Source organism: Candidatus Enterococcus murrayae (genome assembly GCF_017315985.1).
GTDB lineage: Bacteria > Bacillota > Bacilli > Lactobacillales > Enterococcaceae > Enterococcus_A > Enterococcus_A murrayae.
In genome coordinates this window covers 105955-124218 of record NZ_JAFLVR010000035.1, presented here as the reverse complement: position 1 = coordinate 124218, position 18264 = coordinate 105955, and the positions used below count along the sequence as shown (strand labels likewise).

The window sequence follows — 18264 nt, the reverse complement described above, 5'->3', positions numbered from 1 at the left end:
ATGAGTTCAGGTGAACATATCTTACGCAGCTTGATTCGAATCGTAGCGATTTTACTCACGGGTGTTTTATTATTCATCATTGGCAGTATGATTGGCTATGGAGCAATGGGTGGCGGTAATCCGTTTAAAGTGCTATTGCCAGATGTTTGGCGTCATATTTTAGAATTTGTTCATTAGTATCTTGAACAAATTTATAACGAAGACTGATGAAGAGGCTGTTCCTATTTTGGTGCAGTTTCTTTTTTATCGATTCTGCTTCTTAACAGTTTATTTAAAGAAGAACTAAAATAGGAGAAGCTATCAGTAATTAACAAAATGATTTAGTATAATCATACGTGTATCCAAAAATTCTGTACATAGTTTCAACGTAAAAGTCAATTTGTAGTGAAATAGAAAGTATATGATTTAGTTTGAGGTGAGAGAATGAGTTTCATAGGAAAAGGATTAATCCTTTTAGTGCGTGGGTATCAGCGATTCATTTCACCGTTAAAGCAACCATCTTGCCGTTACTATCCTTCATGTTCAAGCTATATGATCAAGGCGGTACAAGTTCATGGGGGCGTTAAAGGTTTTTTGATGGGAGTATCACGAATATTGCGGTGTCATCCCTTTGCTAAACCTGGTTTGGATTATGTACCAGCAAAATTTTCCTTACGAAAAAATTTAACGGATAAAGAAGAACCAAATTATCAGAATCCACAGGAACGTTCATAGATTCTATTATTTCATGATACTTTGTTGATAGATGAAATAAAGAAAGACTGAACACGTCCTTATTACCAAGTTTGCTAAATTACTGAAAAAAAGTTGAATTGGTTATTGTAAGCACAAGGCAAGTTTAGCCGGCCTTTTGACAAGTGTATGAGAAAAGCCTTTCAAAAATAGGCAAATGCATATAAATTTTTTTCAATGTTTGGTGACAATAGTTTTTCTCAAATTGTTTCAAGAATAAGTTAAATAAGTTATTTTAAATAAAGTAATCCGACTTTTCATAAGTTGGATTACTTTTTTTTTAGTTATTTGATGAAGTGTTCTCAGTATTGTAAGCGCTATAAATTGTTTGAGTATTGCTGAATTATTAAAATATTCAGAAAATTTAATTGACAGTGAGAGTTTTTTCCTATATATTCTTTATTATCTTAACGATTTATCATTATTTTATTAGGGGGAAACAGGATGAAGAAAAGAACAGTAGCTGCTTTAGCAGCAGGGTTGTTTCTATTTGGCGCATGTGGTTCGCCTAAAGCTAACGATAGCAGCGGCGGGGAAGATGCGAAGACAATCAAAATCGGTGGAAACTTTGAATTATCTGGTGCTGTAGCTGCATATGGTGAAGCGGAAAATGAAGGCGTCAAATTAGCTGTTGAAGAAATCAATAAAGATGGCGGAATTGATGGAAAGAAAATTGAATATATTTCGAAAGACAACAAATCAGATAATAATGAGGCCGCATCTGTAGCTGCGAACTTAACAACAAAAGATGAAGTTGTTGCAATCGTTGGACCAGCGACATCAGGTGCAACAAAGGCGACTTTACCGAATTTGTCAAAAGCTAAAGTACCAGCTGTGACACCATCAGGAACAGATGATGCAATTACTGTTCAAAAGAAGAAAGTGCAAGACTATATTTATCGTTCTTGTTTCCAAGATAGTTTCCAAGGAATTGTATTGGCAAAATATGCGGACGAAAACTTAAAAGCTGATAAGGCGGTAATCTTAGGTGATAATTCTAGTGATTACGCGAATGGGTTGAAAAAGGCATTTAAAGAGACTTATAAAGGAAAAATCGTAGCAGAGGAGAACTTTACTGCAGGAGACAAGGATTTCCAAGCGATGCTAACGAAAATCAAAGACAAAGACTTTAACGTTATCTATATTCCAGGTTATTACACAGAAGCTGGTTTGATTATCAAGCAAGCACGTGAAATGGGAATTGAACAACCAATCATTGGTGCTGATGGCTTCGGTGATGAAAAATTAGTTGAAACAGCAGGCGCGAACAACGTTAAAAATGTTTATTACACAGGGCACTTCTCAACAAAAGCTCCAGCAACGGATAAAGTTGAACCGTTTGTAAAAGCTTTTGAGAAGAAATACAGTAAGCAGCCATCTTCATTCAACGCTTTGGCATATGATTCTGTTTATATGATCAAACAAGCAATTGAGGATGAAGGAAAAGCAACACCAGAAGCAATTGATAAGGGTCTTGCGAATTTGAAAGATTTTGAAGGTGTTACTGGTAAGATTTCAATGGACAAGGAACATAATCCTGTAAAATCAGCGGTTGTTCTTGGCCTTACAGATGGGAAAGAAACTTCTGCTGAAACCGTTAATCCTTAATTACTTGGGAACAGCAGGCAAGGGAGTGTGCCAATGGACTTTGGTACGCTCCCTTTTAAGAATTAAAGCCGCTACTAAGCGGCTACTCTATTTTTTTGAAAAGTGATGTGATAAAGATGGAAGTATTTATTCAGCAAATCGTCAATGGGCTTTTCCTAGGTAGCGTCTATGCATTGATGGCATTGGGGTATACTATGGTTTACGGAATTATTAAATTAATTAACTTTGCTCATGGCGAAATTTATATGATTGGTTCCTTCATAGGGTACTTTTTAATCAATCAGTTCAATATGGGGTTCTTTCCAGCCTTAGTCTTGTCGATGTTGGGCAGTGCCATTTTAGGTGTTGTGATTGAATTTTTAGCGTATCGACCATTGAGAAACTCAACACGAATCGCGGCATTGATCACAGCGATTGGTGTTTCATATCTATTACAAAATACAATGATTTATTTCTTCAGTTCAACGACACGACCATTTCCGCAAGCGATCAAGCTACAAGTTTACAAAATTGGATTCTTGAGCGTTTCAAATATTCAGTTGCTGATTTTGGGCTTATCAGTGTTCTTAATGATTGCTTTGAACTTAATCGTTCAGAAAACGAAAATGGGAAAAGCGATGCGTGCGGTAAGTGTTGATACGGATGCTGCTCAGTTGATGGGAATTGATGTAAACCGTACGATTTCCTTCACGTTCGCTTTAGGATCAGCGTTGGCTGCAGCTGGAGGAATGATGATCGGTTTGTATTACAACTCGATTGACCCGATGATGGGCTATATTCCTGGTTTGAAGTCATTTATTGCAGCGGTATTAGGCGGGATCGGAATTATTCCAGGTGCTGCGATTGGCGGCTTTGTAATTGGTTTGATTGAAACGTTAACTACGGCGTTAGGTTTCTCTGATTTTAAAGATGCAGTAGTGTATGCTGTATTGATTTTGATTTTATTAGTTCGTCCGGCCGGTATCTTAGGCAAACATGTGAAAGAGAAAGTGTAGGTGGATCAAATGAAAAAGAATTTGAAATACAATTTGATTTGGCTAGCTTTAATCGTGATTGGGTACGCGGCATTATATATCGCTTATTCGGCTGGTTTAGTCAACTTGTTTCTAGACAGTATCATTGTTCAAATCGGGATCAATGTGATTTTAGCCGTTGGTTTGAATTTGATCATCGGCTTTTCTGGTCAATTTTCTTTGGGGCATGCTGGATTTATGGCGATCGGTGCTTATGGCGCTGCATTAGTTTCTATGAGTATGCCAACATACGCCGGTTTTTTCTTAGGTATGGCAGTAGGAGTCATTTTGGCTGGAGTCGTAGCTGTAGCAGTTGGAATTCCGACTTTGCGTTTAAGCGGAGATTATCTTGCAATCGCAACATTAGGTGTAGCAGAAATTATTCGTATTTTACTGATCAACTTTAAAGAAATTACAAATGGGCCTTCTGGTTTATTCGGTATTGAGCCTTTTGTTGATTGGCAAATGGTTTATGGTTTTATGGCGATTACGACATTATTTATCGTAAACTATATTCGTTCAGGTGCAGGACGTGCAACTATGGCGATCCGTGAAGACGAAATCGCAGCTGAAGCAATGGGAGTTAATACAACTAAGTACAAGGTAATGGCCTTTACATTTGGGGCTATGACAGCTAGTATTGCTGGTTCATTGTATGCTGGATATCTACAGTCGATTGCACCGAAAGACTTTGCTTTTACCAAATCAGTTGATATTCTGATTTTAGTTGTACTAGGCGGCATTGGTAGTGTGACTGGGACATTTATTGCAGCGATTCTTTTGGGTATCATCAATATGTATCTACAAGACTTTGGTACATTACGGATGATTATTTACGCATTCGCATTGATTATTCTAATGATCTTTAAGCCTGGCGGATTATTAGGTACAAAAGAAGTATCCGTAAAGAAAATTTTAGATAAGTTCAAAAAGGGAGATGACCAGAATGCCTCTGTTGGAAATTAAAGAGTTAACCAAAAACTTTGGCGGTTTGGCGGCGGTCTCCAATGTCAATATCGCATTAGAAGAAAATCAATTAGTCGGCTTGATCGGTCCGAATGGTGCCGGAAAAACGACGTTGTTTAATCTGATTACAGGTGTCTATGAGCCAAGTGAAGGTGATGTTTTACTAGAAGTAGATGGTGAGAGTCACCGTTTGAATGGTCAGAAACCATACAAAATAGCTGATCTTGGGTTGAGTCGAACATTTCAAAATATCCGTCTATTTAAAGACCTGACTGTTTTGGATAATGTATTGATTGCTATGAACAGTAAAAATAAAGAAGGCTTTTTCTCTAGTGTTCTGCGTCTACCTTCTTTCTACAATAAAGAAGACAGTCTGAAAGAAGAAGCGTTGAAATTATTAACGATTTTTGATCTGCAAGATAAGGCAGAAAATTTAGCACGCAATTTGCCTTATGGTGAACAACGGCGCTTAGAGATTGTTCGCGCGTTGGCTACGAAACCAAAGATTCTTTTCTTAGATGAGCCTGCGGCAGGAATGAATCCGCAAGAGACAGCAGCTTTGACCTTGTTGATTCGAAAAATCCAAGAGGAATTCCAGATCACAATTCTATTGATTGAGCATGATATGAGTCTAGTAATGGATGTGTGTGAGCGAATTTATGTTTTGGAATATGGGCGTATTTTAGCGGAAGGCGTTCCAGAAGAAATCAAGAATAATCCAGAAGTTATTAAAGCCTATCTCGGAGGTGAGCTATAATGCTGAAAATTGAAAATCTTTCGGTTCATTACGGCATGATTCAAGCAGTACGAGATGTTAGTTTTGAAGTAAATCAAGGAGAGATTGTTTCACTGATTGGAGCAAATGGTGCCGGAAAAACGACAATTTTGCGGACGATCTCTGGTTTAAATCAGCCATCTAAAGGGACGATTACTTTTGAGGGCGCACCTATTCAAAAGAAAGCACCAAGAAGAATTGTTGCTCAAGGAATTTCCCAAGTACCTGAAGGTCGGCACGTTTTCCCTGGGTTAACTGTTTTAGAAAACCTAGAAATGGGTGCCTATTTAAGAAAAGACAATGATATACAAAAAGACTATGAACATGTTTATGAAAAGTTTCCGATCTTGAAAGAGCGTTTAAACCAGGATGCATCAACGCTCTCCGGTGGTGAGCAGCAGATGTTAGCAATGGGACGTGCATTAATGTCAAAACCGCGTTTATTATTGTTAGATGAGCCCTCAATGGGATTAGCACCGATTTTTATTCAAGAAATTTTTAATATCATTCAAGAGATTCAAAAACAAGGAACGACCGTTTTATTGATCGAACAAAATGCTAAGATGGCTTTATCGATCGCTGACCGCGGCTATGTATTGGAAACTGGTAAGGTAGTCTTATCAGGGACAGGTCAAGAGTTGCTAGAGAGTGAAGAAGTGAAAAAAGCTTATCTAGGAGGATAAAACATGAGTGTAAAAGATTTTATGACAGAAAATTTAGTGACAGTCACACCAAATACTAAAATATTTGACGCTGTTGATTTGATGAAGAAATATGATATCCATCGTTTACCAGTTATTGATAATGAGAAGTTAGTAGGCTTGATCACTGAAGGAACGATTCAGGAGTCTCTGCCTTCAAAAGCAACCAGCTTGAGTGTCTATGAGGTCAATTATTTGCTGAATAAAACGGTTGTATCAGACGTAATGATTAAGGACGTCAAAACGATTGCTCCTGATGCGGAGTTAGAGGACGGAATTTACTTAATGCGTCAAAATAAAATTAATGTACTTCCTGTATTAGATAAAGAAAAATTGGTGGGTATTATCACTAATAATGATATCTTCGATGCCTTCTTAAAGTTAACAGGCTATCATGAAGGTGGAACACGTATCCAATTGAAGATTTTAGAGGATAAAAAAGGTGTGTTAGCGGCCGTTTCCAAAATTTTGGCGGATAATGATTTCAGTATTCTGACTGTTATTGTAGATCATCAAGCAAAAGCAACGAGAGTAGAAATTCAAATCGCCAGCAAAGAAACAGAAAAAATCAAACAATTGTTAACAGATAATGGGTATGAAGTTGTCCGTGCGGCAATCACACAGCCCTAGATTTAGGGATGACTGAGTGATCAGTTGTCCTTTTCTTTTGGAGTATGATAAAATATGCTGGACGGAGGGGAAACTATGTCTAAAAAGAACAAAGATATACAGGTTCAGATTAAAGAAGAAGAGCGTACGGTTGGTGGCAAAAAACAAATTGTTACTCAATTAGTAATCGGTAAAAAAATTATTGGTGAAATCATTCCTGAAAATAAAAATTTTCAAGCCTATAATGACGGGCATTTATTAGGGAATTACAGGACTTTAGATGATGGAATAGAAGCCTTGATTCGTAACTGGAATTTACATGAATAATTTTTGAAAAAGTACTTGCATTTTTTTTAAAGATTAGGTATTATAACTGAGTCGGGTTTTTAAATAATAAAAAAACCTAATTGGAGGAGTAGCGAAGTGGCTAAACGCGACGGACTGTAAATCCGTTCCTTAGGGTTCAGTGGTTCGAATCCACTCTCCTCCACCATTGTGGGGTATAGCCAAGCGGTAAGGCAAGGGACTTTGACTCCCTCATGCGTTGGTTCGAATCCAGCTACCCCAGTAGTTTTTAAGTGAGTTGCAGGAGCAACTCACTTTTTTTGTGTTTTCATATAACAAATATATTTAACAATTCGTGCCGCGATTTCGTATCCTCAAAAGTCCCCAAAAGCATGCGATGCAAAGTAAAAAGACGATGAAAAGAATGAAGTTTATTGCCACATAAGGAAATACTGAAGGATTGATTATTGATAAAAGCGGCTCAATAAGCACCTTTTGGATAATTTGCGGAACGTCATTCTGCAAATTAGTTAATGCCTGAGTAATTTCTGGTAGATTACTGTGCGCGGGCAGGATACTGGTGTAAGCCCCGAATGCTCTACTGCCGATAGCAAGATATCCTAAGGCGAAGTTTCCTAAGCTAAAACCACCAATAACTAAATTTCCTAAAGCGAACAAACCGATAGCGAGATTGCCAAATGCAATGGCTCCCAAAGCTATATTTCCGGCGGTAAAAAGCCCGAACGATAAAAGCCCTGCTGAAAATATACCTAAGGATAGCAAGCCGATCGAAAAAAATCCTTTCGTGAAAACACCAAGTGAAAAAATTCCTGATGAAAACACCCCAACACTAAATATCCCTTGTGCAGTTGGAATCAGTTGCCTTTTATGCTTCAATGAACTAATAGCAAATCTGCGATTATGCCATAACATCTCTGAAAGATTTGGGACAATGATATGCAGCAAGGGTAGATTAAACAGAAGAATGTTCGAGCGGTATTCGAAATATAACTCTGGATCTTGTTCATTCAAAAGATTGTCTAATGAAAGATCTAACAATTGAGCAATATGTTTTAGCGTGCTGATGTCGGGATACCCAGCTCCGCGCTCCCATTTAGAAACAGTTCGATCAGATACATATAAAATATTGGCTAATTGTTTTTGCGTTAGCTCGTTTCGTTGACGATAGTTTTTTAATTGTTTCCCTAAAAAGTTTTCCATTTAATAGCCTCTTTCATATTGATAAGATAAGCATAGCGAATTATTAATAAAATTGATAGAAAATTCAGCGAAAACCCGACTCTACTTTGCGTAGAGTGTTGATAAACTAGGATTTAGGATAAGAGAAGTTTTCTTGCTTGATGCCTTTCAAAATATGAGATACATTTAAATGGAAGAATTTTTTTAATATTAAAAGGGGGAAAAAACGATGAATAAAGTTGAGGAAGTCAAAGAAATGTTAACCGATACTGTGGCAAAAATTTACAGCACGATCAAAGACAATTCTTTAGAGATAACTAAAGAAAAAGGGAAGGCACCTCGTGTGCGTTCTGTTCGTCCGACTCGTCATACGATCAAATGGAAATCTAAAAATCATTAAGAAACAAAGAAAAAGCGCTCAGATTTTCTGAGCGCTTTTTCTTTAGTGATCGATTTCAATGCCTAAAATAGTTAAGTGTCCATTGCCAACCAATTTGATAACTAGCTTAGATAAACTATCAGCGCTCATGGTTGTCTCACTAGTGATCCACCAATGCAAGGTGCCAACAAAAATCGAAGTCATGTATTCAATGATAAAGTCTAAAGGAACTTCAATATCGTTCTCAGTAATTTTCAAACGTTTAAAAACATGGGAATATTTCTCATTTAAAATTTCGGCAACTTTTTTCCGTAAGATTTCATTTCCTGAGGCATCCATGATAGTTAAAAAGAATTTTCTATTGGCTTGAATTTGCTCATAAATATTTTTTAGTACCATTTCAATTTTACGAACCTTCAAACGGTTGCCCTGAACAATTTGGTCAGGATCAAGGACAGCAGTGAATGCATCGATAGCTTGTTTAAAAATTTGATCGTAGAGATCCTGCTTATCTTTGAAATGAGCATAAAAGGTAGCACGATTGATCATTGCTTCATCAGCGATTTCTTGTATGGTGATATTGTCGTATCCTTTTATTTCTACTAAATGAATAAAAGCTTCCATAATCATTTTATTGGTGCGCTTAACACGTAGGTCGATTTTTTTTACCATAGTAAAATCCTTTCAGTTTTGCAACAGATTTCTTTGAATTGTTGCTTATCACACGAATGAAACGGTTTTGAGTATTGCATAACGTTCGAAATGTTTTTAGAATATACGTGAGTAGTATAACAAACACTTTGTAAGTTAATCAACATGTGTTGTTAAAAATGGAAGGTAGGAATAATTATGACATTACGAGCGGGGATTGATGTTGGCTCTACAACCGTCAAGTTGGTCATTTTAAATGAACAAAACGAGAGTCTGTTTGCAAAGTATGAACGACACTTTTCAGATGTGAAAGCTGCCACAGAACGTGTGCTGCGAGAAGCTGAAGTAGTGATCGGCAATCAAAAAATGACCATGAGCATCACAGGATCTGGCGGGATGGGTTTAGCGGATGTTTTAGAAATACCTTTTGTTCAAGAGGTAATCGCGTGTACACGCACAGTTGAGGAAATTATTCCTGAAACAGATGTAGCCATTGAGTTGGGTGGAGAAGACGCGAAAATCACTTTTTTTGAAGGCGCATTGGAACAACGCATGAACGGGAGCTGTGCGGGTGGTACAGGGGCTTTTATCGACCAGATGGCAGTTTTATTGAAGACCGATGCCAACGGTGTGAATGAACTAGCAAAGAAATATAAGACGATTTATCCAATCGCTTCCCGTTGTGGAGTGTTTGCAAAAACAGATGTACAGCCATTGATTAATGAGGGAGCGGCAAAAGAAGATATTGCTGCAAGTATTTTTCAAGCAGTTGTTAATCAAACAATTGCTGGTTTGGCAGCTGGTCGAAAAATTAAAGGGAATATCGCATTTCTTGGCGGACCATTATTTTTCATGTCCGAGCTTCGTCAACGTTTTATCGAGACATTGGATATCGCACCAGAGAATGTAATTTTTCCAGAAAACCCACAGCTTTTTGTTGCGATGGGTGCCGCTTTTTACTCAGAGGAAGCAGAAGTGACTTCGTTAGAAGCGTTATTGCATCGTTTGACGACTGCTGAAGAAGGGCATTTGTCTCCTTCAGATACCTTGGAACGATTATTTGAAGATGAAGCAGATTTGGCAGATTTTCGTATGCGGCATGGTCAAGCGCAAGCTAAGGAAAAGAGTTTGACAGATCATGAAGGAGTAGCATTCTTAGGAATCGATGCGGGTTCGACGACGACTAAAGTTGCTTTGATCGATGATAGTGGAAACTTGATGTATTCATTTTATGGAAACAACCAAGGGCAACCTTTAGAAACAACTATGACAGTATTAAAAGATCTGTATAAGAAATTACCTGAAAATGTATTTATCGGAAAATCCGCAGTAACTGGGTATGGGGAACAATTGATTAAAAATGCCTTGAAGGTGGACATCGGTGAAGTTGAGACAATGGCGCACTATAAAGCGGCGAATCACTTTCAGCCAGGCGTTGATTTTATCCTAGACATTGGTGGTCAAGATATGAAGGCTATGACTATCAAAGAAGGTGCATTGTCTTCGATCCAACTGAATGAAGCGTGTTCTTCGGGGTGCGGATCTTTTATTGAGACGTTTGCTAAATCGTTGAATTATCGAGTGGAGGATTTTGCTCAAGCAGCCTTGAAATCGAAGGCTCCAGTTGATTTAGGTTCTCGTTGTACAGTCTTCATGAATTCTAAAGTAAAGCAAGTGCAAAAAGAAGGCGCCACTGTTGGTGATATCTCAGCGGGATTGTCTTATTCTGTTATTAAGAATGCTATCTATAAAGTAATCAAAGTACGCCGACCAGAGGAGCTGGGTGAAAAGATCGTCTGTCAAGGTGGAACCTTCTACAATGAGGCTGTACTGCGTGCTTTTGAAATGGTAACTGGTCGAGAAGTTGTTCGCCCATCGATAGCTGGTTTAATGGGGGCATTTGGGGCGGCTTTGATTGCTATGGAAGATTACGAGCTGGGTGAAAAAACTGAAACCTTATCTTTAGCCGAAATCGATAGCTTCACTGCAGAAAAGGAGTTCACTCATTGCGGACTATGTGAAAATAACTGCATGATGACAGTCACTTTATTCTCAGACGGTCGTCAGTTTATTACTGGCAATCGTTGCGAACGCGGTGCGCGAATCAAAATTAAGCGAGAAGATAAAAAAGTTAATTTGGTGGATTATAAATATCGACGTTTATTCAAATATCGTCCGTTACGCAAGAAGGATGCGGTTCGCGGTGAAATTGGAATTCCTCGTGTTCTTAACATGTATGAGAATTATCCACTGTGGCATACACTTTTTAGTGATCTGGGTTTTCGCGTAAAATTATCGCCGCGTTCAAACAAGGAACTGTATGAGCAGGGGATGGAAACAATCCCTAGTGACACAGCTTGCTATCCTGCAAAAATCGCTCACGGTCATATTCAAGCCTTGATTGATGACGGTGTGCCAATGATTTTCTATCCTGGTGTAGTATTTGAACAGGAAGAATCTAAAGAAGCAGATAATCATTTTAACTGCCCAATCGTTCAAAGCTATCCAGATGTAATTCGCAACAACGTGGATGATATTCGTGAAGGCAAGGTTGATTATCGTAATCCGTATTTGAATTTAGCAAATGAACAATCAGTAGCGGCAGTCTTAGGTCGCTGTTTCCAAGACTTGGGGATTACACAAGAAGAAATCAATCAAGCACTGCATCATGCGTATGAGGAATTAAAAATATTTAAAGAGGAGATCCGACAAAAGGGTGAAGAGACTCTATTGATGTTGAATCAAAAAGGCGAGCGCGGTGTGGTTCTTTCTGGCCGCCCCTATCATTTGGATCCTGAAATCAATCACGGAATCGCCGAAGTAATCACTCAAGAAGGATTTCATGTTTTAACAGAGGACAGCATTTCACATTTAAGTGATGTTGGAAATCTCCGCGTGGTTAATCAATGGGTCTATCATTCTCGTTTATATGCAGCAGCCCGTGTCGTTGCAAAATCGAAGAATCTTGAGCTTGTTCAATTGAATTCATTTGGTTGTGGACTTGATGCGGTCACGACGGACCAAGTAGAAGAAATCATGGAACAATATGGCAAAATCTATACTGTTCTGAAAATCGATGAAGGATCTAATCTTGGTGCGATAAGAATTCGCCTTCGTTCATTAAAAGCCGCAGTTAACGAACGAGACAAAACAAATTTCGAACCAGTTCGACGTTTCGAAGAACCAGAAAAAATCGTATTTACTAAAGAAATGCGTAAAACTCATACTTTATTGCTACCTATGCTGAGTCCGATTCACCAATCTGGTTTATTTGATGTTGCTTTGGAAGCATCAGGTTATAATGTCGTTTGTTTACCAGCGATGGATAGAGAAGCGGTCAATGTCGGTTTAAAATTTGTTAACAATGATTCTTGTTATCCGGCGATTATTTCGATTGGGCAACTTGTCGAAGCTTTACAAAGCGGCGAGTACGATCTAGATAATACGAGTGTAATGATGAGTCAAACAGGAGGCGGATGCCGCGCAACAAACTATATTCCATTGTTGCGGAAGGCTTTAAATGACGCTGGTTTCCCACAAGTTCCGGTTGTTTCTGTTTCTCTAGGTAACAAAGGAGTAGAAAGCAATCCAGGTTTTAAATACACATTGCCGATGTTAAAACGAATTGTAGTTGCGATCCTTTATGGTGATTTATTTGAACGAGTCGTTTATCGAACACGTCCTTATGAGTTGGAAAAAGGGCAGATTGATGCTTTGCATGAAGAATGGCTGAAAAAGGTTGAAAGCAATGTTCGAAATGGCTCGTTGACAATTTTCAATCGTAACATGAAGAAAATCATCAAGGATTTTGATACGGTGCCTATTTCAGATGAAGTTAAACCAAAAGTCGGTGTTGTGGGTGAAATCTTAGTGAAATATTCCCCAACTGCTAACAACGACATTGTACGTTTATTGGAAGAAGAAGGTGCTGAAGCTGTTGTTCCGGATTTGATCGGGTTTATGAATTACTCCTTGTATAACCAAATTTGGAAATACGATAACATGGGAATGCCGAAGAAAAACAAAACGATTGCGGAAATGGCGATCAAACTGATTGAAGTCGTAGAGAAACCGATGGATAAAGCCCTGCGTGCTTCTGAACGCTTCACCGGCATCCATTCTATTTATCAATTGGCTGAAGATGCCAGCAAGATTCTTTCAATTGGGAATCATACTGGAGAAGGCTGGTTCCTGACGGGTGAGATGATCGATCTATTGAAAACAGGCGTTAATAATATTGTCTGTATGCAACCATTCGGTTGTTTGCCAAACCATGTAGTTGGTAAAGGTGTCATCAAGGAGTTGCGTCATCAATATCCGAAGTCAAATATTGCTGCGATTGATTATGATCCAGGAGTGTCAATCGTTAATCAATTAAATCGAATTCGTTTGATGATGGCGACTGCCAACAAGCAATTAAAAGAAGAAGTAAAGAATTAGTTATAAGAGTAGACCAATTAAAAATGGTCTGCTCTTTTATTTTGAAAAAAAGATGTATGAGCAAAGGAGATAGAGGATTATTGTTGTGCATTAGGTATATACCAGTTATAATGAAAGTAGAAAAATTGAACGGGGTGACGGAACGTGGCGAATCAAGTGCCAGTTTATATTCAAATACATGATCAATTAAAGCATGAAATTGAAAACGGTGTATGGAAGGTTGGTGCTCGCTTGCCTTCTGAACGAGAATTATCGTTGAGATTTGGAGTAAGTCGAATGACTCTCCGCCAAGCGATTCAAACATTATCCGATGAAGGAATTTTAGAACGAAAGATCGGTTCAGGAACGTATGTAGCAAGTAAGAAAGTACAAGAAAAAATGAGTGGGACGACCAGTTTTACTGATATCATGGAATCATTGGGGAAAGTACCTTCTAGCAAGACTATTTCGTTTTTTCATTCACGAGCAAGTTCCAGTGAAGCAGAAAAATTGGGATTAGAAAAAGGGGAACAAGTTTTGCGCATGGAGCGAATTCGTTACGCTGATGATGTGCCGATTTGCTTCGAAGTCGCAAGTATTCCAGCCAAGCTGATAGAAGGGTTTAGTAAAGAAGAGATTACAGATTCTTTTTATCATAGCTTGCAAGAAAAGGGCTTTGAAATAGGTCGGGCAAATCAAACGGTATCAGCGATTTTGGCATCTGAACAAATTGCTGAATATTTAGCTGTGAAACGCGGTGATGCCATTTTAAGACTGCGTCAAATTTCTTATTTGGCAGATGGACGTCCATTTGAGTACGTGCGTACACAATACGTCGGTAGCCGTTTTGAATTTTATTTAGAAAAATGATCCAAGAGGACTACACCTCTTGGATCAATTGTTCATGGTAAGTAACTTCACCAGTTTTAAAGCTGACTTGGCCATTTAGCAGATCAGTAACCTGACTTTCAAAGTCAGTCACTTTATTTTCGTCTACCATACAGGTTACAACGACTTGATCCGTAAATTGAGTATCTTTAACTGACAGGTGTTCATTTGTGATGAAATTTTCCATCTTTCCCCACTGCGGATAGTCTAGCTGAACTAAGATTTCTTGTTGCAGTCGACCTTCTACAATGCCAGTAGCAACTAGCGCTTTGGCAACAGCACCTGAATAAGCTCTGATCAAACCGCCAGCGCCGAGTTTGGTTCCGCCAAAGTAACGCGTTACGACAGCACAAACATTAATCAGGTCATTTTTTTTCAGTACCTCTAGCATAGGAACACCGGCGGTTCCGCTGGGTTCGCCGTCATCTGATGAGCGCTGAATTTCATTACGATCACCTAAAACAAAGGCACTACAATTATGATTCGCTTTCCAATGCTCCTTTTTGATTTGTTGAATGAAGTTTTTTGCTTCTTCTTCTGATTCAATGCGCTTCAAAAAACAAATGAAGCGAGATTTTTTTATTTCTGTTTCGTGTTGATTGTCTTCTTTGATGGTTCGATAATTTTGCAGCATGATTTTGCCTCACTTTAGTTTTCTCTATTATAGTATAGGAGAAAAGCAGGGCAGGTTTCAACTAAAGGCTGTTGATCAATATGATTTTGTTTGAAGGTGAGGGATGAGCATGACACGTGCAAAAAAATATGATGGGATTACTCATTATTTGAAAAGTAATAATGGCTCTCAGGTGACATTGACTTTTACTCAGTTTGATGAGCTGTTGTTTCCCCGCAGTGGTCTGCCGCAAACAGCGCGAAGGGATCTAGATTGGTGGGCAAATGATTATCGTCATCCAGAAAAGGGCGCCTATGGCTGGTTGAATGCCAATTATGAAGTAGTACAAGTGAATCTTAATAAAGAGTATGTGGTCTTTAACAAATTGGTAAAATCAAGTTGGTTGATATAAGGATAAGGAAGTGCGACGATTTGATCGTCGCGCTTCCTTTTTACATCCCTCTATATCTGTATGGATCTTATTCTTAAAGGTAGCAGAATAATAGGAAGATTGACGCGTTCGCTTGCGTACGTTTATTGCAAGAAGGGAGGATTCGCATGGAGATAACTGGTCAACATCTATTATTGAGCGAGTGGCAGACGTTCTATCCACAAGTAGATTTGAAGTGTGCTGAAAAAGAACCTGCAATGACAGAAGTTAAAGAGGGCTGGCTATGTCAGCGTTGCGGAGGAGTTTCTCAGGAAAAATTGCCAGCCGATTTTTTTTATTGTACAGACTGTCTAGCTTTGGGGCGTGTGGATAGTCGCAGCTTTCTTTACTATTTTCCAGTAAAAAAATTGCCCGTTAGATCAGTTGAACTAATTTGGTCGGGACAACTTTCTCCTTCACAACATAAAATTGCTGAACAATTGTTAGAAGATCAGAGTATTGCCAAAACTTTCTTACTTTGGGCGGTGACAGGAGCGGGGAAAACAGAAATTCTATTTCCACTTTTGAAGACTTCATTAGAGCAAGCAAAACGAATCGCTGTAACATCACCTAGAGTGGATGTTTGTAATGAACTTTATTTGCGTTTTTGTAGAGCATTTCCGCAAGAACGAATCAGTCTGTTTCATGGACAGGATCGGAAGGATGCAGGAGATACTTTTGTTGTGTGCACGATCCACCAGCTTTTACGTTATCGTGATTATTTTGATTTGATAATTGTTGATGAAGTTGATGCATTTCCTTATGCAGCAGATCCGTTATTGCATCGGGCAGTAGATGACGCACAAAGAAAAGATGGAAATCGTATTTACTTGAGTGCAACTCCAGATGATTTTTTGAAGAAGAATGTCGATCGTTTCTATTATTTGCCAGCACGTTATCATCGTCGTAGTTTGCCAGTCCCGCAACTATTATTTTCTTGGCGTTTAGAGAAGTATTTATCTAAAGGGCGACTACCAAAAAATATTTTGACTAAAATTGCTCAACTGTTAGAGAAAAACAATGTGTTGCTTTTCTGTCCCAATATCCCTTTGTTAGCAAAAATGGCGAACCACATTCAATATGTATATCCGACAGTTCAGTTGACAACTGTTTTTGCACAAGATCAAGAGCGCTTAATCAAGGTTGAAAATATGCGGGCAGGCAAGTATCAGTTACTTTTAACGACTACTATTTTAGAACGCGGTGTAACTTTTGAGAAAGTGTCAGTTGTAGTATTGCAGGCTTCTCATCGTGTGTTTAATAAGGCAGCGTTAGTCCAAATTGCTGGAAGGGCAGACCGCAAGGGAGATTACGCTCATGCAGAAGTCATTTTTATCGCAAGTGAATTTACTGCTTCAATTAAGAAAGCAATCGTTGAAATTGAAGGGAATAACCAACAGGCGCTATTGGAGGGATTAATCGATGCGTTGTAGCTGTTGCCAAAAGGAACTGATTAATAATGTAACTTTACGAGAATTGTTTTTTTCCAGCAGTCAAAGATGTTATCATTGCGAAAAATTATTCTCAAAAATTGATCAAGCAACTGCTTGTCCCGGCTGTGGACGACCAAATTCAGCAGAATTATGTTCGGATTGCCGTTTATGGCAGCAGAAGCTTGGATTTGTTATGAAGAACTATAGTCTGTTCCGTTATGATGACGGCTTTCGTCAGTGGATCGAACCCTATAAGTTCACAGGGGACTATCGTTTACGAGGAGCCTTTGTCTTGGAATTGAATCGGGCACTTCAAAACTACCGATCCTATTTGTTTTGTCCTTTGCCTCTTTCAAAAGAGCGTTTTGAAAAAAGAGGATTTAATCAAGTGTGTGGTTGTTTAGATTTGACGAAGTTTTCTTATGAGCTTCTATTGAGACGCAGTGAGTTAGCTCCACAATCAGAAAAATCCCGAGAAGATCGCTTACGAATGGAACAGCCTTTTCAAATAAATGGACCAATTGAAAAAATTAGAAATCAAAAAGTTTTATTAATAGACGATGTTTACACAACAGGACGTACGCTGTTCCATGGTGCGGAATTGCTTTATGAAAAGGGAGCAGAAACAGTGAAAAGCTTGACTTTTGCACGCTAAAATGCATCCTTTTAGCTTTGGAAATTGATAGCGATTTACTTTGCAAAAGGATTAGATTTCGATATAATAGAGATAAGAAGAAGAGGCAAGAGTGGTCCTTCCTCCTATCTTCAGTTGGCAAGACGAAAGGGGCAATACGTATGTTCAAATATAATGTTCGTGGGGAAAACATCGAGGTTACAGAAGCTATCCGCAATTACGTTGAAAAGAAAGTAGGAAAGTTAGAACGCTACTTCACTGATGTTCCGGACGCAACTGCTTATGTCAATTTGAAAGTTTACACAGAAAAAACGGCAAAAGTTGAAGTAACGATTCCATTACCATACTTAGTTCTTCGGGCGGAAGAAACTTCACCAGATTTATATGCAAGTATTGATTTGGTTGTGGATAAATTAGAACGTCAGATCCGCAAATTTAAAACAAAAATTAATCGTAAAGCACGCGAAACCGGTGTACCTGAACGTGAAGTGGAAGTGTTAGTGAACGCTGAAGATTCAGAAGAATCTGAATTAGAAATTGTTCGTACTAAACGTTTATCACTGAAACCAATGGGCAGCGAAGAAGCTGTTTTACAAATGAACATGCTTGGACATAACTTCTTTATCTTTGAAGATGCAGAAACAAACGGTACAAGTATCGTTTATCGTCGTAAAGACGGCAAATATGGTTTAATTGAAACTGATTAACAGAAATTTAGTGCCTTCCAGTATTTGCTGGAAGGTTTTTTATTTTGATTGAAAATAAAGTTTTGGAATAATTCCATTTTTTTATCCAGAGTTACTTCCAACAAGCCTTGCTATTAAAGAAAACTATCAAAAAAGATTAATCATTGTATAAGTCGCTTTTTATTCGCTATGAGAAGTTTCTTTTCTCAAGGACTAATGATAAAATATACTAGCGGGTTTCT

19 protein-coding genes and 2 tRNA genes are annotated in these 18264 nt (G+C 38.4%); 18 read left to right on the top strand and 3 right to left on the bottom strand.

Annotated elements, in window-relative coordinates; translation table 11 throughout:
- The 11 genes from JZO85_RS15270 to JZO85_RS15220 all read left to right on the top strand — a co-directional run bounded on the left by JZO85_RS15270 (position 1) and on the right by JZO85_RS15220 (position 6972).
- Positions 1-177 (top strand): DNA-directed RNA polymerase subunit beta, encoded by a 177-nt coding sequence (locus tag JZO85_RS15270; protein WP_207109383.1) that lies wholly within the window; start codon positions 1-3, stop codon positions 175-177.
- 246 nt (positions 178-423) lie between these two features.
- Positions 424-714 (top strand): membrane protein insertion efficiency factor YidD, encoded by a 291-nt coding sequence (gene yidD / locus JZO85_RS15265; protein ID WP_207109382.1) that lies wholly within the window; start codon positions 424-426, stop codon positions 712-714.
- A gap of 462 nt (positions 715-1176) precedes the next feature.
- A complete protein-coding gene (locus tag JZO85_RS15260; RefSeq protein ID WP_207109381.1) occupies positions 1177-2340 on the top strand; it encodes an ABC transporter substrate-binding protein in 1164 nt (387 codons plus the stop codon).
- 116 nt (positions 2341-2456) lie between these two features.
- Positions 2457-3335, top strand: coding sequence for a branched-chain amino acid ABC transporter permease (locus JZO85_RS15255; protein WP_207109380.1), 879 nt, complete (start codon positions 2457-2459; stop codon positions 3333-3335).
- Between the two features lie 9 nt (positions 3336-3344).
- Positions 3345-4319, top strand: a complete 975-nt coding sequence (locus tag JZO85_RS15250) for a branched-chain amino acid ABC transporter permease (RefSeq protein ID WP_207109379.1) — start codon at positions 3345-3347, stop codon at positions 4317-4319.
- Complete coding sequence (locus JZO85_RS15245; RefSeq protein ID WP_207109378.1) at positions 4300-5076, top strand: ABC transporter ATP-binding protein; 777 nt, start codon at positions 4300-4302, stop codon at positions 5074-5076. The genes JZO85_RS15250 and JZO85_RS15245 overlap by 20 nt, the downstream gene beginning before the upstream one ends.
- Positions 5076-5777: an ABC transporter ATP-binding protein gene (locus JZO85_RS15240; protein ID WP_207109377.1), complete on the top strand. Its 702-nt coding sequence runs from the start codon at positions 5076-5078 to the stop codon at positions 5775-5777. Before JZO85_RS15245 ends, JZO85_RS15240 begins: the two co-directional genes overlap by 1 nt.
- A gap of 3 nt (positions 5778-5780) precedes the next feature.
- A complete protein-coding gene (locus JZO85_RS15235) occupies positions 5781-6425 on the top strand; it encodes a CBS and ACT domain-containing protein (protein ID WP_207109376.1) in 645 nt (214 codons plus the stop codon).
- A gap of 75 nt (positions 6426-6500) precedes the next feature.
- On the top strand, positions 6501-6731 hold the full coding sequence (locus JZO85_RS15230; protein WP_207109375.1) for a DUF2969 family protein: 231 nt from the start codon (positions 6501-6503) through the stop codon (positions 6729-6731).
- A gap of 82 nt (positions 6732-6813) precedes the next feature.
- A tRNA-Tyr gene (locus JZO85_RS15225) sits at positions 6814-6897 on the top strand.
- A gap of 3 nt (positions 6898-6900) precedes the next feature.
- A tRNA-Gln gene (locus JZO85_RS15220) sits at positions 6901-6972 on the top strand.
- 62 nt (positions 6973-7034) lie between these two features.
- Here the strand turns inward: JZO85_RS15220 and JZO85_RS15215 are convergent.
- A complete protein-coding gene (locus JZO85_RS15215; protein WP_207109374.1) occupies positions 7035-7910 on the bottom strand; it encodes a helix-turn-helix domain-containing protein in 876 nt (291 codons plus the stop codon).
- A gap of 208 nt (positions 7911-8118) precedes the next feature.
- Between JZO85_RS15215 and JZO85_RS15210 the strand changes: the two genes are divergently transcribed.
- A complete protein-coding gene (locus JZO85_RS15210) occupies positions 8119-8289 on the top strand; it encodes a hypothetical protein (protein ID WP_207109373.1) in 171 nt (56 codons plus the stop codon).
- Positions 8290-8331: 42 nt separating this feature from the next.
- Here the strand turns inward: JZO85_RS15210 and JZO85_RS15205 are convergent, their stop codons facing one another.
- Complete coding sequence (locus JZO85_RS15205) at positions 8332-8940, bottom strand: TetR/AcrR family transcriptional regulator (RefSeq protein WP_207109372.1); 609 nt, start codon at positions 8938-8940, stop codon at positions 8332-8334.
- 177 nt (positions 8941-9117) lie between these two features.
- Here JZO85_RS15205 and JZO85_RS15200 point away from each other — a divergent pair, with 177 nt between their 5' ends.
- A complete protein-coding gene (locus tag JZO85_RS15200; RefSeq protein ID WP_207109371.1) occupies positions 9118-13359 on the top strand; it encodes a 2-hydroxyacyl-CoA dehydratase in 4242 nt (1413 codons plus the stop codon).
- A 144-nt stretch (positions 13360-13503) separates the two neighbouring features.
- A complete protein-coding gene (locus JZO85_RS15195; protein ID WP_207109370.1) occupies positions 13504-14208 on the top strand; it encodes a UTRA domain-containing protein in 705 nt (234 codons plus the stop codon).
- Between the two features lie 10 nt (positions 14209-14218).
- Here the strand turns inward: JZO85_RS15195 and JZO85_RS15190 are convergent, their stop codons facing one another.
- On the bottom strand, positions 14219-14860 hold the full coding sequence (locus tag JZO85_RS15190) for a YigZ family protein (protein ID WP_207109369.1): 642 nt from the start codon (positions 14858-14860) through the stop codon (positions 14219-14221).
- A 109-nt stretch (positions 14861-14969) separates the two neighbouring features.
- Here JZO85_RS15190 and JZO85_RS15185 point away from each other — a divergent pair, with 109 nt between their 5' ends.
- The 4 genes from JZO85_RS15185 (at position 14970) to hpf (ending at position 18043) form a co-directional block, all read left to right on the top strand.
- On the top strand, positions 14970-15251 hold the full coding sequence (locus tag JZO85_RS15185; protein ID WP_488350010.1) for a DUF7662 domain-containing protein: 282 nt from the start codon (positions 14970-14972) through the stop codon (positions 15249-15251).
- 146 nt (positions 15252-15397) lie between these two features.
- Positions 15398-16702, top strand: coding sequence for a DEAD/DEAH box helicase family protein (locus tag JZO85_RS15180; protein ID WP_207109367.1), 1305 nt, complete (start codon positions 15398-15400; stop codon positions 16700-16702).
- Entirely contained in the window at positions 16692-17357 is a 666-nt protein-coding gene (locus JZO85_RS15175; RefSeq protein ID WP_207109366.1) for a ComF family protein, read from the top strand. The genes JZO85_RS15180 and JZO85_RS15175 overlap by 11 nt, the downstream gene beginning before the upstream one ends.
- Positions 17358-17497: 140 nt before the next feature.
- A complete protein-coding gene (gene hpf, locus JZO85_RS15170; RefSeq protein ID WP_067622946.1) occupies positions 17498-18043 on the top strand; it encodes a ribosome hibernation-promoting factor, HPF/YfiA family in 546 nt (181 codons plus the stop codon).
- Positions 18044-18264: the final 221 nt, after the last annotated feature.